This is a genomic window from Labilibacter marinus, assembly GCF_001659685.2.
In the GTDB taxonomy this organism is placed as follows: domain Bacteria; phylum Bacteroidota; class Bacteroidia; order Bacteroidales; family Marinilabiliaceae; genus Saccharicrinis; species Saccharicrinis marinus.
This window is the reverse complement of sequence record NZ_LXYE02000012.1, coordinates 172,832-186,951: the sequence shown is the minus strand read 5'-3', so window position 1 is coordinate 186,951 and position 14,120 is coordinate 172,832. Positions and strand designations below refer to the sequence as shown.

Annotated in this window: 14 protein-coding genes; 7 read left to right on the top strand and 7 right to left on the bottom strand. The window is 36.3% G+C overall.

Features of this window, described 5'->3' with window-relative positions; translation table 11 throughout:
* Window positions 1-58: 58 nt before the first annotated feature.
* The 3 genes from A8L32_RS05905 to A8L32_RS05895 all read left to right on the top strand — a co-directional run bounded on the left by A8L32_RS05905 (window position 59) and on the right by A8L32_RS05895 (window position 1,710).
* On the top strand, window positions 59-772 hold the full coding sequence (locus tag A8L32_RS05905; protein ID WP_066628877.1) for an ABC transporter ATP-binding protein: 714 nt from the start codon (window positions 59-61) through the stop codon (window positions 770-772).
* Between the two features lie 81 nt (window positions 773-853).
* Window positions 854-1,414: a cob(I)yrinic acid a,c-diamide adenosyltransferase gene (locus tag A8L32_RS05900; RefSeq protein ID WP_066628875.1), complete on the top strand. Its 561-nt coding sequence runs from the start codon at window positions 854-856 to the stop codon at window positions 1,412-1,414.
* Between the two features lie 74 nt (window positions 1,415-1,488).
* Window positions 1,489-1,710 carry a DUF2795 domain-containing protein gene (locus A8L32_RS05895; protein WP_066628872.1) on the top strand — a complete coding sequence of 74 codons (222 nt, stop codon included), beginning with the start codon at window positions 1,489-1,491 and terminating at the stop codon, window positions 1,708-1,710.
* Window positions 1,711-1,771: 61 nt separating this feature from the next.
* On the opposite strand, the gene A8L32_RS05890 is transcribed toward A8L32_RS05895, so the two are convergent.
* The 7 genes from A8L32_RS05890 to A8L32_RS05860 all read right to left on the bottom strand — a co-directional run bounded on the left by A8L32_RS05890 (window position 1,772) and on the right by A8L32_RS05860 (window position 8,755).
* The gene (locus tag A8L32_RS05890) at window positions 1,772-2,308 is read right to left on the bottom strand and encodes a DUF2284 domain-containing protein (protein ID WP_066628869.1); all 537 of its coding nucleotides are present in this window, start codon (window positions 2,306-2,308) and stop codon (window positions 1,772-1,774) included.
* Between the two features lie 10 nt (window positions 2,309-2,318).
* Window positions 2,319-3,233: a glutaminase gene (locus A8L32_RS05885; RefSeq protein WP_066628867.1), complete on the bottom strand. Its 915-nt coding sequence runs from the start codon at window positions 3,231-3,233 to the stop codon at window positions 2,319-2,321.
* Between the two features lie 106 nt (window positions 3,234-3,339).
* Complete coding sequence (locus tag A8L32_RS05880; protein WP_066628865.1) at window positions 3,340-3,738, bottom strand: tellurite resistance TerB family protein; 399 nt, start codon at window positions 3,736-3,738, stop codon at window positions 3,340-3,342.
* Between the two features lie 108 nt (window positions 3,739-3,846).
* Window positions 3,847-4,200 (bottom strand): hypothetical protein, encoded by a 354-nt coding sequence (locus tag A8L32_RS05875; RefSeq protein ID WP_066628862.1) that lies wholly within the window; start codon window positions 4,198-4,200, stop codon window positions 3,847-3,849.
* A gap of 134 nt (window positions 4,201-4,334) precedes the next feature.
* Complete coding sequence (locus A8L32_RS05870) at window positions 4,335-5,894, bottom strand: sulfatase family protein (RefSeq protein WP_066628859.1); 1,560 nt, start codon at window positions 5,892-5,894, stop codon at window positions 4,335-4,337.
* Between the two features lie 195 nt (window positions 5,895-6,089).
* Window positions 6,090-6,722 (bottom strand): hypothetical protein, encoded by a 633-nt coding sequence (locus A8L32_RS05865; RefSeq protein WP_143525028.1) that lies wholly within the window; start codon window positions 6,720-6,722, stop codon window positions 6,090-6,092.
* 113 nt (window positions 6,723-6,835) lie between these two features.
* On the bottom strand, window positions 6,836-8,755 hold the full coding sequence (locus A8L32_RS05860) for an AAA domain-containing protein (RefSeq protein WP_066628852.1): 1,920 nt from the start codon (window positions 8,753-8,755) through the stop codon (window positions 6,836-6,838).
* 133 nt (window positions 8,756-8,888) lie between these two features.
* On the opposite strand from A8L32_RS05860, the gene A8L32_RS05855 reads away from it, so the two are divergent.
* The 4 genes from A8L32_RS05855 (at window position 8,889) to A8L32_RS05840 (ending at window position 14,085) form a co-directional block, all read left to right on the top strand.
* A complete protein-coding gene (locus A8L32_RS05855) occupies window positions 8,889-9,494 on the top strand; it encodes a zinc-ribbon domain-containing protein (protein WP_066628849.1) in 606 nt (201 codons plus the stop codon).
* A gap of 245 nt (window positions 9,495-9,739) precedes the next feature.
* Window positions 9,740-11,326, top strand: a complete 1,587-nt coding sequence (locus A8L32_RS05850) for a carboxyl transferase domain-containing protein (protein WP_066628847.1) — start codon at window positions 9,740-9,742, stop codon at window positions 11,324-11,326.
* A gap of 4 nt (window positions 11,327-11,330) precedes the next feature.
* Window positions 11,331-12,131, top strand: a complete 801-nt coding sequence (locus A8L32_RS05845; protein WP_066628844.1) for an enoyl-CoA hydratase/isomerase family protein — start codon at window positions 11,331-11,333, stop codon at window positions 12,129-12,131.
* Window positions 12,106-14,085: an acetyl/propionyl/methylcrotonyl-CoA carboxylase subunit alpha gene (locus A8L32_RS05840; RefSeq protein ID WP_066628841.1), complete on the top strand. Its 1,980-nt coding sequence runs from the start codon at window positions 12,106-12,108 to the stop codon at window positions 14,083-14,085. Before A8L32_RS05845 ends, A8L32_RS05840 begins: the two co-directional genes overlap by 26 nt.
* The last annotated feature ends 35 nt before the right edge of the window (window positions 14,086-14,120 follow it).

The following is a 14,120-nucleotide window of genomic DNA, read 5'->3' as shown; positions in this document are numbered from 1 at the left end:
TTATTCAATAATTCAATTAAAAAACTATATTTGTTACAACCAAAGAAATAAGTCACCTATGAACGACAATGTCATTGAAATAACAGGAATCACAAAATTTTACGAGGTAGGTACTCAGGTAGTAAAAGCACTACAAGGAGTTAACGTAAACATTAGAAAAGGTGAGTACGTAGCCATTATGGGGCCTTCTGGTTCTGGAAAATCGACCTTGATGAATGTGATTGGTGCATTGGATACTCCAACCGGGGGAAGCTATGTTTTAAATGGCACCGACGTTAGTCGCTTAACAGATGACAGATTAGCCGAAATTAGAAATAAGGAAATTGGTTTTGTTTTTCAAACTTTTAACTTGCTACCGCGATACTCTGCTTTAGAAAACGTAATGTTACCATTAATATATGCGGGCGTATCTAAACAGGAAAGAATAATTAAAGGAAATGATGCCATTGCAAAGGTTGGTCTTGAAGATAGAGCCTCGCACAAACCCAACGAATTATCGGGTGGTCAGCGACAAAGAGTGGCAGTAGCCAGAGCTCTTATCAACACCCCATCCATTATTCTTGCCGATGAGCCTACAGGTAATTTAGATTCAAAAACATCAGTAGATATCATGCGTTTATTTGGCGATATTCATGCCATGGGTAACACCATTATCCTGGTTACACATGAGGAAGATATTGCTCAACATGCCCACCGTATTATCCGACTTAAGGATGGTTTAATAGAATCGGATACGGTAAACGAAAATATTACACCTGCCGAAGTAGTATAACAGAACATTTATTAATAGTTGCTGTTTCAATGATAAAGCCAGTCTTTAAACAAAAGATTAGAACATTGATATAGTATAAGAATGAATAAAAGTTTAGTATACACAAAAACAGGCGACCGAGGAAAAACAAGCTTAATTGGAGGAACCCGCGTTGCTAAAAATCACTATCGGCTAGAAGCGTACGGTACGGTGGATGAATTAAATACCTTTATAGGTATGATTCGCTCGTATGAGGTAGATGATAACACCCAAAAGCAAATAATAGACATACAGCACAAGTTATTTGTGATAGGTGCTTATTTAGCTACAGATTCGAATGTAACCGACCTAAGAGATAAGCTAGATTATAGTGAAAGTATTATAGAGGAGCTGGAAAAGGAAATGGATAGAATGGAAAACGAATTACCTCCGATGAAGTATTTTGTTTTACCAGGAGGACATCCTGGAGTAAGTTATTGCCACATAGCACGAACAGTTTGCAGAAGAGCTGAAAGACGAATATTGGATATGGCCGATGATACAGAGGTAAATCCATGGGTAATCAGGTACGTAAATCGTTTATCCGATTATTTGTTCGTTTTATCGCGCCATTTGTCAAAACATTACAATTCAAATGAAATTCCTTGGGTTCCCGAGTTGTAGGTTATTACTTTTTTTTTATATTCGCAGGAAATATAAAGAATGTATTTAACAAATAATTAATAAAAACTCAGGGTATGTATTGGACACTAGAATTAGCATCAAAATTAGAGGATGCACCCTGGCCAGCATCTAAAGACGAATTAATCGATTTCGGTATTCGTTCAGGGGCACCATTAGAAGTTATAGAAAATCTTCAGGAGATTGAGGACGAAGGGGACATTTACGAAAGTATTGAAGATATATGGCCTGATTATCCTAGCAAGGATGATTTTTTCTTTAATGAAGATGAGTACTAGTCAGGGACTTTAAGAAGTAAAAAAACCGTTTTAGATGAATTTCTAAAACGGTTTTTTGTTTTTAGCTCACGAGTAATATAGCAATACGATTCATTTCTCCCGGATTTTCGGATACTACCTGAATTTCCATACCCACATTTTTTAAGGTGGAATAAACATCCACCGAAAAACTCTCAGGACTTGGTCTGGAGTTCTTCTTGTCCTTACACTGCAATCTATTGCTAGAACAATCTTTACAAATACTACAACATGTTTGATTGAGCAAAAATACTTTTGGGTAGTTTGCTAAAAATATTTCCCTCTCCAACTTCAGTAAATTATTGGTCATCTCTTTAGACCAATCGGATGGGTAATTATTTCTATCCGCTTTTTTATTCAACCTAATTACAATGGCTTTTTTGTATTCATTAAAAAACTTACGGCAATCTTCCACATCTGGAGTATTGGGAGGACAAGTACCTAGACCAAAATCACTGCAACCAAACTGACATTTTACCCTTACCCAATGTGCCACTTCAATATCTTTGGTATTAATCCATTTGTAATCTATAAAACCCTGGTCTTTTATTATTTCGTCAAGATGTGCTATACTTTCCATTGCATTTCATTTAAAATATCGATGACTCTGTTTGTGTTGTAAATTGCTCTAAAAAGCGCATTCCTCTGTAAGAGTTACCTTTTTCGTTTAATTTAGGACTCCATACCGCTATAGAATACTTATCAGGAAATATAGCAATTATTCCACCACCTACCCCACTTTTCCCAGGCAAACCAACGGTAAACGAAAACTCACCCGACTCATCATAAAAACCGCACGTTTGCATTAAAGCATTAATTCGTTTAGCCTGACTCATATTTAAAACCGCCTCACCTTTGGAGTTTCTGAAATTATCATCTGCTAAAAACAAAAAAGTATTGGCCAATTCCTGACAAGTCATTTCAATGGAACATATACGAAAATAAAAATCCAAGACCCTTTCTGGATGATTCTCTAAATTACCATATGACTTGATAAAATTGCATATGGCAATATTTCTATAGCCTATTTCTTTTTCCGATTGCACAATATGCTCATTGTACGAAATATCATTATCTCCATTAATTTCTCTTATAAAACTAAGGAATTCTTCTTCTGGATGACGGAAAGCACTCACCAACATATCAGCCACTACCATAGCGCCTCCATTAATAAACGGATTTCGAGGAATACCTTTATCCAACTCCAGCTGTGTAAGCGAATTAAAAGCAGTGCCAGAAGGCTCCACACCAACTCGCTTCCATATTTGTGACCCTAGGAGTTTATACGCCACGCATAACGATAAACACTTAGCAATACTTTGAATAGAGAATTTCACATACCTGTCACCAATTCCATATTCCTGATGATTTTTTGTGACCAAATGAATTCCAAAGAGATTTGTATCGACAGCGGTTAATTGAGGTATATACGATGCAGCCTGACCAATATTATCTTCGGCCTTTATCTTTTCGTAGATTTGTTGGATAATAGCTTGATATGCCATATTCTTTTTGTTTCTAATTTGAAGAATATGAAGCACAAAAAAAATGACAGATGTGAGGTATAGTAAACCTAAAAAGGGTTTCAATTATGCAAAACCCTTTATGCTATTAATCTTCCATATCGTCTTTAAAGACGAGCAATTTTTCAGCATCTTGTTGAAATCTGGCCAATAAATCTTTAGAAAAGGAATTGATGATTTTTGACTCTTTTTCATCTAAACCATCCGCTGCTTCTGCAATCACGGTCATGGCATTAATAAACTCTTGATACTGCGCAGCTGGTCCGTAACTATGGCAAAAGTTAATTACTTTATTATATACCTCTTCTACTGTAGTATTTTTACTCTCCTCATATTCAAACGACCACATAATATCCTCTTGAGAGGCATGATTTTGAAGTAATTTATTTAAAGCATCCTTCTCTTCTGGCTGGATTACTCCATCTGCTTTTGCAACGGCATAAAGTAACTCTCCCATTACTTCATATAATTTTTCAATTTTCTGCATAGTTTTAAGCTTGTATATTTTGACTTGGCATTAAAGATATAATAATTGCCACAACTCAACAACAGCAGAGAAAGTATTGAATACCCAAAGTCATCTGCAGCCTATTATTTATTGCTCATCACAACGATAAACTACAGAAACAGTAGTAAGCTCCTTAGAAAACTCCTCCACGCTAGTGTAATCATATTTTTTAATGAGCTCTCCTTTATTATTCAATATTTCAACATAGAAGAAATTATCACATAAAGGACCAACCATAGTTGTATAATAAACGGTATCTTTTTTATAAACTGCCTTTACAATGGTGGTTTTACAAACATCATCCTCCTCGCATGGTGCTTTAAGATTTATATACCAGTCTTCTTTTTCAACATCGACATATTCAACCGGAGTGTTTTCTTTTTCACATGCAACTACTAGGGCTAGTACAAATAATAATAATAATAAAATAGTTTTTTTCATAGGGTTTCGTTTCAAATTCTTTCAGTATTGACGAAACAAAAAAAGATGGGTTGCGCGCCTCACTTATACAAAAAAAAGAGAGTGCTCACAAGGAACACTCTCTTTATATATTTTAAAGCACTACAACTTACATTCTAGTGTAATTCTAACTTCTGAACACCAGCATTAGCATCACCTCTAATAGCTTCAAAGGCAGCTTTTAATTCAGCTACTTTTTCTGGATTTTCAGCAGCAACATCTTTTTGCTGACCAATATCCTCTTTTAGGTTGTACAATTGATAATCTGGTCCGTTACCTACCTCAATATTAACTTGTGTATTTACTGGCTTTCCTTTATACGGAGGAATTAACGCCCAATCTCCTTTACGGAAAGCAGTTCTGGAAGTAGCTTCAAGAACCAATTCGTCTCTTCCTTTATCAGAAGTACCCATTAATTCAGCTAACATATTTTGACTATCCAAATTTGGATTTTCAACACCAACTAACTCTGCAATTGAAGCCATCACATCCATTTGACATACCAAGGCATCCGATACCTTTGGCTGAATTTTACCTTTCCAATATGTAAAGAATGGAACACGTGTACCCGCTTCATATAAACTATACTTACCACCTCTTAATCCGCCTGCAGGAGTATGGTCGCCTAGCTTTTCTACTGCGTCATCGTAATAGCCATCATTCAATACTGGCCCATTATCGCTAGAAAATACGATTAAAGTATTTTCCATTAAACCTTCCGCTTCAAGTGTTTTGATAAACTCACCAATACACCAGTCAGCTTCAGCAATTACATCTCCACGAGGCCCTAATGTAGTAGCTCCTACAAAACGAGGATGTGGTGTACGAGGCACGTGTGGTTGTTGCATGGCATAGTATAAAAAGAAAGGCTCATTTTTATGCGCTTTAACGTAAGCTTGCGCCTTAGCTAAAAAGTGGTCAGCCATATCTACATCTTTCCAACGAGCAGACTCTCCACCTTTCATAAATCCAATACGCGGTACACCATTAATAATTGTGCTATTATGACCATGATGCCATTTCATTTCGCACAACTCTGGATTCTCTTTTCCTGTAGGTTGTCCTTCGAAATTATTTTTATAATCAATTTCAATTGGATCATTAGGATCAAGATTAGCTACATTACCGTTATCGATATAAACCGTTGGAACACGATCTTGCGTGGCAGCCATGATATAAGCATAATCAAATCCAACCTCGTTAGGTCCCGGGCTAACTCTTTCGTTCCAGTTTACTATACCAGACCCTAGTCCTAGATGCCATTTACCTACAATACCAGTATGGTAACCAGCAGGTTTTAACATTTTAGGAATAGTCATTTGCTCTGTACTAATTAACAATGGAGCTGTTCCTGGTAGAATTTTAGCATCTTTATTACGCCAAGGGTAAACACCAGTTAATAATCCGTAACGACTTGGAGTACAAGTTGCCGATGTTGCATATCCGTTAGTAAAACGAACTCCGCCATTAGCTAAGGCATCCATATGTGGCGTAGCAATTTCAGTAGCACCATAAGCACCTACATCACCATAACCTAGGTCATCTAAATAAATTACAACAATGTTAGGCTTTGTTGTTTTTTCTGATGTTTCAGCTTCCTTTTTCTTAGCAGGAGCACAGCTCGCTAAAAATGCCAAAACAATCAAAAAGGAAGAAATCAAATTTGAGGTTTTCATGTTAGTATATTTATGTAAAATAGTTTTCTATTACTTGAGCCCATTTTTAAACAAGCCCATCAAAGATAAAATAATTCGTAAAAAAACTACGGTACAATAATACACATTGAACGGGGGTAGATGTACTTTGAGGTACATTAAATGACTATACACGTACAAACATAATACAAAGGAAAGCTTTATAACAGAACCGAACTACTCTACCAAACTCATTTTATTGTAGATAGTAACAGGAGACATATAAATTTCCGATTTAAAGGCTTTATATTCTTCTGAGGCATCAGAGTCGTATAACACGTATGCAGCCCACTGAAAAAGGTGCTCACCAAAACCTGCAGCTATAGTTAAGCTATCGGTATAATGCTCCACCTTACGTTTTCCATCCTTAGATAGATACTGAAATCCGCGTTGCATTACACCAGTCATTTTTCTGCTTTCGTAATCGCGTATATGCATTAACTCATGCGCAAATAAACCAATGCGAGCTTCCTCTGGTACATCGGCTAAAAGTACGCCATCAAAATTGGGGTCGGTATTTACATGAATAATATATTGACGATTTCGCTTGCCTAAAAGTAAGGACCAAAAGCCAGGACGGGCGGTCATAGTAGTTTTTAACTTCTTGGTTTTAATACGGATTTTGCAATGGTGTAAATCCTCAAATTGGGTGAATGGAACCAGAAAATTATCGAGATACATGTTTTTAAAAGTAGTATCTACTTTTAACGAACCTCTTTGCCAATAACTTTTTTGATTAGATTGAGCCACACTAACATTTGATAAAAATAACAATCCAGTTAGTAATGTAGTAATTTCTTTCAGCTTCATATCAACACCCTCTTTTTGAGTACTTTTATCGATAAACACAGAAAAATGTTACATTAAATGCAATATTCCCTAGATATTTAATAGTTTTTAACAATTAAGACCTAAATATCTTTTTAATACAACATTTCAAAAGCACTGCGATATGCTCCTATCTCGTTTACGTAATCTAAAAACTTACTATAAAACTGATGCTGACCAATTGTAGCGCTATCCCCTATAATAACGAGCTTTTTACGCGCCCGAGTCATAGCCACATTCATTCGTCGTGTATCACCTAAAAAGCCTATCTCACCTTTTTCGTTACTACGCACCAAACTAATATAAATCACATCTCTCTCCTGTCCCTGAAAAGAATCTACCGTATTTACAGAAATCAATGCTTTGGTATTTTCAAACTCCTCCTCCACTCCTTTAAAATTCTGTTGTAATAAATTTACCTGAGCCTTATAAGGAGAAATTACACCTACACTGGTTTCAATATCTCCCAAGGTTTGGTCGATGGTGCTAAAATATTCTCTAAAGTGCTTTAATAATAAATCACTTTCTTCTGGATTAAAAGAGCTTCTAGTTTCCTTATCCACCTGCTCAAAAAACCCACAGCCTGCCGTATCAATAAATTCTATGGCTAAATCCTCCTCAAATACTTTCCAATCTTCAACATTTTCATTGGCCTTTAATTTATTTCCATAAAAATACTGACTTGAAAAACGCATAATATCTGCATGCATGCGATATTGCTCCTGTAACATGACATCGGCCTTGTTCCGCTTGATAGCTTTTTCAAATAGCGTTTCGTCTAAACCCGCTCTGGCAGCTTCAAATGATTTAATGGTAGGTGGCAATTGACAATGGTCGCCTGCAAAAACAACACGATTGGCTTTAGTAATAGGAATCCAAGTTGCTGGCTCCAAACCTTGCGCTGCCTCATCAATAAAAACAGTATTAAATTTCCTATCTCTAATTTGATAATTTGAAGCACCCACCATAGTGCTTGCAATAACCTGAGAATTACTTAAAATATCGTTAACAATGTAATACTCCAATTGCTCGGCTTCCTTTTTTAATTTACTGGATTCTTGCAACAATAACCTTCGTTGCTGACGTTCTTCATGACCAAAATTACGTTTGTATTTTCTGGCCGTTCTATAATACTCATCAGCTTGTTTTTTTATAGCTTTTAAATCTTTATAATTATTATGATGCGCTATCTGAGCGTCCAATGTTTTACTTAAAATTTCCTCAGTTACTCTGGCAGGATGTCCTATCCTAACCACATTTAAACCTTTTTCTCCCAGTTTTTCGCATAACAAATCAATAGCCGCATTACTCGGAGCACAAACTAAGACTTGGTTTTCCGATTTTAAAGTATGATGAATACTTTCAACTAAGGAGGTAGTTTTTCCCGTTCCCGGTGGTCCGTGAACAATGGCTAAATCATCAGCCGAAGAAATTAATTGCAGAGCTTTATTCTGGCTGCTATTCAAATGAGGAATTTCTACAGGATACTTTTGAGTGAAAGAAGCTTCTTCGGATTCCAGCAGAATACCGCGCAATTGCTCTAAACGATTATCCAACGGATTCATCACAATATTTAAGGCTCGCTCCATCTCTAAATAAGCGTTCTCATCAAACATGAGTTGTACACCCACATTACCATCATGCAACCAATCAGGCTCATCATCATTATTTAAGGTAATGATCATTTCTCGCTCACCCGAACGGTTAACAACACCAGTAATGGCATGTTTTTGCTCATTATTACTACCTGCATTGGAGAATATAGAAACCAACTTTCCGGATTGAAACAAATGCGACTCTTTATGCTCTTTAGGGCGAGATACCTTAACCAACAATCGTTCACCTGCATCAAATTTAGTCCGCTCAACACTTAAAGGATACCAACACACACCTTCTTTTCGTCTTTCTACAATGGATGTATTAGCAACCTTTCTTTTATACTGAAGTAAATCCTCTTCCTTCTCTTGTAAAAGAAGTGCAAGTACTTTTTTAAGTTCCTTAACTGCTCTGCTCATTCACTTGGCTTTATAATTGCAAAAATAGCAACTCTTATAAATAAATAACAATAATAAAATTTCCTATTTACACCAGTAACCTTAGTTCAAGTAATACGTTAAACCAAGTGCAAAATAATTAAACTCTATACTTATGGTAATCTATGGATGGCGTTCATCACACATTAAAAGTCAACAACTTAAAAACTGCAAATGTCCTAATTGCGAAACAAAGGACTCTATAACAAGTAGTTTCTTTGGCAAGTATTTTCATATTTTTTGGATTCCGACCTTCTCACTTGGCAAAAAAAGTGCTGCCCAATGCATTCAGTGCAACCACGTTTTTAAACCTAAAGAAATGCCGGATGATATAAAACGTGCCTACAATGAAATAAAACAAGATTCTAAAATTCCCATTTGGCATTTCTCAGGATTAATTTTTATTGCTCTGCTAATCGCATTTTTAAGCTATTCTTCGAATGTGGAGGCTCAAAACGAACAAGAATATATTAACAATCCCCTAACAGGAGATGTATATGAATACGAAGATGGACCTGAGAACTATTCAACTATTAAGGTAATTGAGGTTACTGAGGACAGTATTGTTTTTGTACAGAACAATTATGGGTTTACCACTAAAAGTGGACTACATGAAATTGAGAATGATACATGTTATGGCGATGATATTTATATATTATCTAGGACTGAATTAAAAAATATGTATGTGGAAAATATCATATTTGATATAAACCGAGATTAAAATTTCAGAATAACTATTCTATTCAAAACGGAGTGTGATACAATTATCGCACTCCGTTTTTTTATATCTTAATTTGAGATTCTCATCAATAAACAACTGCTATTGTGGACGCTTCAATTTTAATCTATTGTGCATATTTTTTAAGAGGATGTCATTTTTATAGGCTTTAGGTTTGATAATTTTAATTGCCTTCAAACATTTTGCATTTATCATGGTTATTAAGGCATGCGATATATCCTATAAAAATGACAAATACAAAAACATATAATAATCTTAACCATACAGAATCGGTGCCTCATGAGGTGGCCGAATTCAATAAAATACTTCAAAACCTCGATAAGCTCAATTTCAAGCAAAAAGAAAGACACAAAAAAAGAGGAAAACTGCTTACTAAAGAACGTATTGATTTATTGGTAGATTCGCACACTCCTTTTATAGAACTTTCGGCTTTAGCAGCTTATGGGCAATACAAGGATAGTTTTCCTTCGGCTGGTATCATTACAGGTATTGGCGTAATAGAAGGCAGAGAGACGATGATTATTGCCAACGATGCCACTACTAAGGGAGGTACCTATGTAAAGGAGACTATTAAAAAGCATTTGAGGGCTCAAGAAATTGCCTCAGAAAATAACCTGGCTTGTGTGTATCTGGTTGACTCTGGAGGTATATTTTTACCCGAACAAGCCAATGTTTTTCCAGATAAAGATGATTTTGGTCGTATATTTTATAATCAGGCTCGTATGTCTGCCGCAGGTATTCCACAAATCAGCATTGTCATGGGATCATGTACTGCAGGTGGAGCGTACATTCCTGCCATGAGCGAAGAAACCATCATTGTTAAAAACCAAGGAACCATATTTTTAGGAGGTCCTCCGTTGGTAAAAGCAGCCACTGGCGAAGATGTTACTGCAGAAGAATTAGGTGGCGGAAAGATGCATACTTCGCAATCAGGAGTAGCAGACCATTTAGCCGATGACGACCACCATGCCATTGAAATATGCAGAGACATATTTAAAAGTTTACCTATTCCCGAAAAAGAAAATTTTCTGAAGGAAGAGGCTAAACCTACTGGCTTTGCACCCGAAGATATTTATGAGGAAATACCATCTGCAGGACATCAGCAAAAGGATGTTAGAAAGTTAATACAGCATTTAACAGACGAAGCAAAGTTTAGTGAATTTAAGGCCGACTATGGCTCTACATTAGTGACTGGTTACGCTAGTATAAATGGTAATAAAGTAGGAATTTTAGCCAATAACGGCATTCTTTTTTCCGAATCGGCACAAAAAGGTGCGCACTTTATTCAACTATGCAACAACCGTAATTTACCCATGATATTTTTACAAAACATTGCTGGGTTTATGGTAGGTAAGGCATACGAAAAACAGGGCATAGCAAAGGATGGCGCCAAAATGGTAAATGCATTAGCTAATTCTAAAGTGCCATTTTTCACCATTATGATTGGTGGTAGTTATGGCGCAGGAAATTATGCCATGGGAGGAAGAGCCTTTGGCCCTCGTTTGCTTTTATCCTGGCCCAACTCAAGCATTTCGGTGATGGGACCTCAACAAGCTGCCGATGTATTAGCTACAGTAAAAATAGACCAAGCTAAATCTTTAGGAACAGAAATATCGGAAGAAGAATTGGAAAATATGAAGCAGCAAACCAAAGCCGGTTTCGAAAAGGAAGCTTCTCCGTATTATGCCACCAGTCGTTTATGGGATGATGGCATAATAGACCCAGCCAACACCCGAACCATATTATCCATTGGATTAAGTATAGCTCAAAATAAACAAAACAACAGTTCCTCTTACGGAATTTTTAGAATGTAATTGTATGCAAACGATTAATTTTCATATCGAAGACAAAATTGGATTTTTAGGTTTAAACCGACCTGAAAAGAAGAATGCCATCAACAAAACTATGATTGAAGAAATCATTACTACTTTAAACGAGGAAAAATCGAACCGAAGTTTTAGAGTGTTGGTGATTTATGGCGAAGGAGATACTTTTTGCTCTGGTGCCGATTTAGATTGGATGAAGGATGGCATTCTACAGTCTAAAACTCAAAACATTAATGATGCTAAGCTATTCACCACCTTATTCGAAAGTATTCATAGCTTTCCAACTCCCGTAATTTGTGAAGTACAAAAATCGGCCTTTGGTGGAGCTGTAGGTATTGTGGCCAGTTGCGATATCACCATTTGTGAAGCCGATTCAAAGTTTGCATTTCCTGAAGTGAAATTGGGATTAATACCAGCTACTATAGCGCCCTATATATTAAGTAAGATGGGCAGTAGTAATGCACGTAAAAGATTATTGAATCCTCAGCATTTTACAGCTGACGAAGCACACAACGAAGCTTTAATACATTATATTTCTAAAGATGCTCCCATACGAGAAAAAACATTAGAAATAGCCCACGCCATAGCAGCATCAGCACCCGATGCTTTGATTCAAACTAAATCACTGATTCATCGCTTAGAGGAAAATATTGATGAAGAAACATCATTATTGTATTGTGCCCGATTAATAGCCAATGCAAGAACGTCAAACGAAGGACAAGAAGGCGTTAAGGCATTTTTTGAAAAAAGAAAACCAGTTTGGAATAATGGAGAAAACATACCATCAGTTTAATAGAATTTTAATTGCCAATAGAGGTGAAATAGCTGTAAGAGTCATTAAAACAGCTAGGGATATGGGTATTGAAACGGTAGCCATTTACACCGATGCCGAAGAGGATGCCTTACATGTTGAAAAGGCAGATTTAAAGGCTATGATGACTGGCCATTCTTTGCAGGACACTTATCTGAATCCATTACAAATAGTACAGCTAGCCAAGCGTTATCGTGTAGATGCCATTCATCCAGGTTATGGTTTTTTATCTGAAAACGACGAGTTTGCTCAATTGTGTATCGCTAATAACATTGCATTTATAGGTCCTAGTCCCCAGCAAATAAAGATGATGGGTAATAAGGATGAAGCTAATAAAATAGCTCTAGAATGTAAAGTACCGCTGCTCAAAAAAGTAAATGGTAACGTTGATGAGATGATTAACGAAGCTAAAAAACTAAAGCTACCGTTGATCATTAAAGCAGCTGCAGGTGGTGGTGGAAAAGGAATGCGCATAGTCAATGATTTTAAAGAACTAGAAACTGAAATTGAACGCGCAGCCGCTGAAGCAGCAAGGTACTTTAATAATCCTTCTGTTTATATCGAACAGTATATTGAAAATCCGCGTCATATAGAAGTACAGGTCATTGGAGATTCGCACGGTAATATAATTCATTTGCATGAGCGGGAATGTTCCATTCAGCGCAGACACCAAAAGGTTATTGAAGAAGCTCCAGCTCCAAACCTAGATTCCAAGGTGAAAAAAGCCATCCTTAATGATGCCTTAAAATTAACAAAACACATTGGCTACGTTAGTGCTGGTACCATTGAATTTTTGCTGACTCCAAATCAAGAACATTACTTTTTGGAGATGAATACACGCATACAGGTGGAGCACCCTGTAAGTGAAGAAATAACTGGTGTTGATATTGTTCGAGAACAAATTTTAATTGCTTCGGGCATGCCTATTTCTTTTTCACAAGATGAAATTACCATCTGCGGGCACGCCATTGAAGCACGTATTTATGCCGAAAATCCAGAAGACAATTTCAAACCATCATTTGGCCAGATTATTGGTACGCATATACCCTCTCATCCTAACATTAGAATTGATGGAGGAGCACAAGCCACAGAAAACTTGAATCCGAACTTCGACCCTTTATTAAAAAAGGTGATTGCTTTAGGAAATAATCGTGATCAAGCAATAAAAAGATTACGTAGCTTTTTAAATAACTATGCCCTATTTGGTGTAGAATCAAATCGCGAGTTCATTATTAAAGCACTGGAGGATAAAGATTTTGAAATGGGTAAATATGATACTTCCTTTTTTCAAGCGAAGCATGAATATTTATTATCCAAAAATCCTTTGCAAAACTCCGAACTAGAAGTTATATCGGCTGCATTCGTTATCTTAAAAAATAATACGCAAATAAGTGGCGATAACATTTGGAGAAAAACGGGTTATTGGCGCCAAAGTCAACAACATCAAATTCGTTTTTCTGGATACAAGCTTCATTTATCCGTTATTTATCAAGATACATCAGGCATCAGCCTTGAAATAGACGAGGAAGATATCATTCTAATTTCAAGTATCAGGATTGAACAAAACGAACTTTCATTTATTATACAGGGCAAACATTTTTCACTGAATTATACAGTGGGTAAGGATGGGCTCTTTTATATTCAGTATTGCGGTAGAAAATGGGCTATCAGCGATAAACCAGAAAGAAGTAAACGTTCCAATAAAGATGAAAACAATGACTTTATTAAACGACTAGAAGCGCCCATGCCTGGACGTATTATTGATATTTTGGTAAAAGAAGGAGAACAAATTAAAAAAGGTAATCCTTTATTGGTGTTGGAAGCGATGAAAACAGAAAATAGCATAAACGCATGGAAAGACACCACCATTACTAAAGTTAATGTGAATAAAGGAGAGCAGGTAAGTTTAAATCAATTATTAATAGAAACAGAATAAAATTTAGTCATTGGTTATTGGTCAGTAGACATTAG

Bases quoted from the DNA above. Each gene is read 5' to 3' on its own strand.
- A8L32_RS05905 (WP_066628877.1), top strand. From the start codon at position 59: ATGAACGACAATGTCATTGAAATAACAGGAATCACAAAATTTTACGAG.
- A8L32_RS05900 (WP_066628875.1), top strand. From the start codon at position 854: ATGAATAAAAGTTTAGTATACACAAAAACAGGCGACCGAGGAAAAACA.
- A8L32_RS05895 (WP_066628872.1), top strand. From the start codon at position 1,489: ATGTATTGGACACTAGAATTAGCATCAAAATTAGAGGATGCACCCTGG.
- A8L32_RS05890 (WP_066628869.1), bottom strand. From the start codon at position 2,308: ATGGAAAGTATAGCACATCTTGACGAAATAATAAAAGACCAGGGTTTT.
- A8L32_RS05885 (WP_066628867.1), bottom strand. From the start codon at position 3,233: ATGGCATATCAAGCTATTATCCAACAAATCTACGAAAAGATAAAGGCC.
- A8L32_RS05880 (WP_066628865.1), bottom strand. From the start codon at position 3,738: ATGCAGAAAATTGAAAAATTATATGAAGTAATGGGAGAGTTACTTTAT.
- A8L32_RS05875 (WP_066628862.1), bottom strand. From the start codon at position 4,200: ATGAAAAAAACTATTTTATTATTATTATTATTTGTACTAGCCCTAGTA.
- A8L32_RS05870 (WP_066628859.1), bottom strand. From the start codon at position 5,894: ATGAAAACCTCAAATTTGATTTCTTCCTTTTTGATTGTTTTGGCATTT.
- A8L32_RS05865 (WP_143525028.1), bottom strand. From the start codon at position 6,722: ATGAAGCTGAAAGAAATTACTACATTACTAACTGGATTGTTATTTTTA.
- A8L32_RS05860 (WP_066628852.1), bottom strand. From the start codon at position 8,755: ATGAGCAGAGCAGTTAAGGAACTTAAAAAAGTACTTGCACTTCTTTTA.
- A8L32_RS05855 (WP_066628849.1), top strand. From the start codon at position 8,889: ATGGTAATCTATGGATGGCGTTCATCACACATTAAAAGTCAACAACTT.
- A8L32_RS05850 (WP_066628847.1), top strand. From the start codon at position 9,740: ATGACAAATACAAAAACATATAATAATCTTAACCATACAGAATCGGTG.
- A8L32_RS05845 (WP_066628844.1), top strand. From the start codon at position 11,331: ATGCAAACGATTAATTTTCATATCGAAGACAAAATTGGATTTTTAGGT.
- A8L32_RS05840 (WP_066628841.1), top strand. From the start codon at position 12,106: ATGGAGAAAACATACCATCAGTTTAATAGAATTTTAATTGCCAATAGA.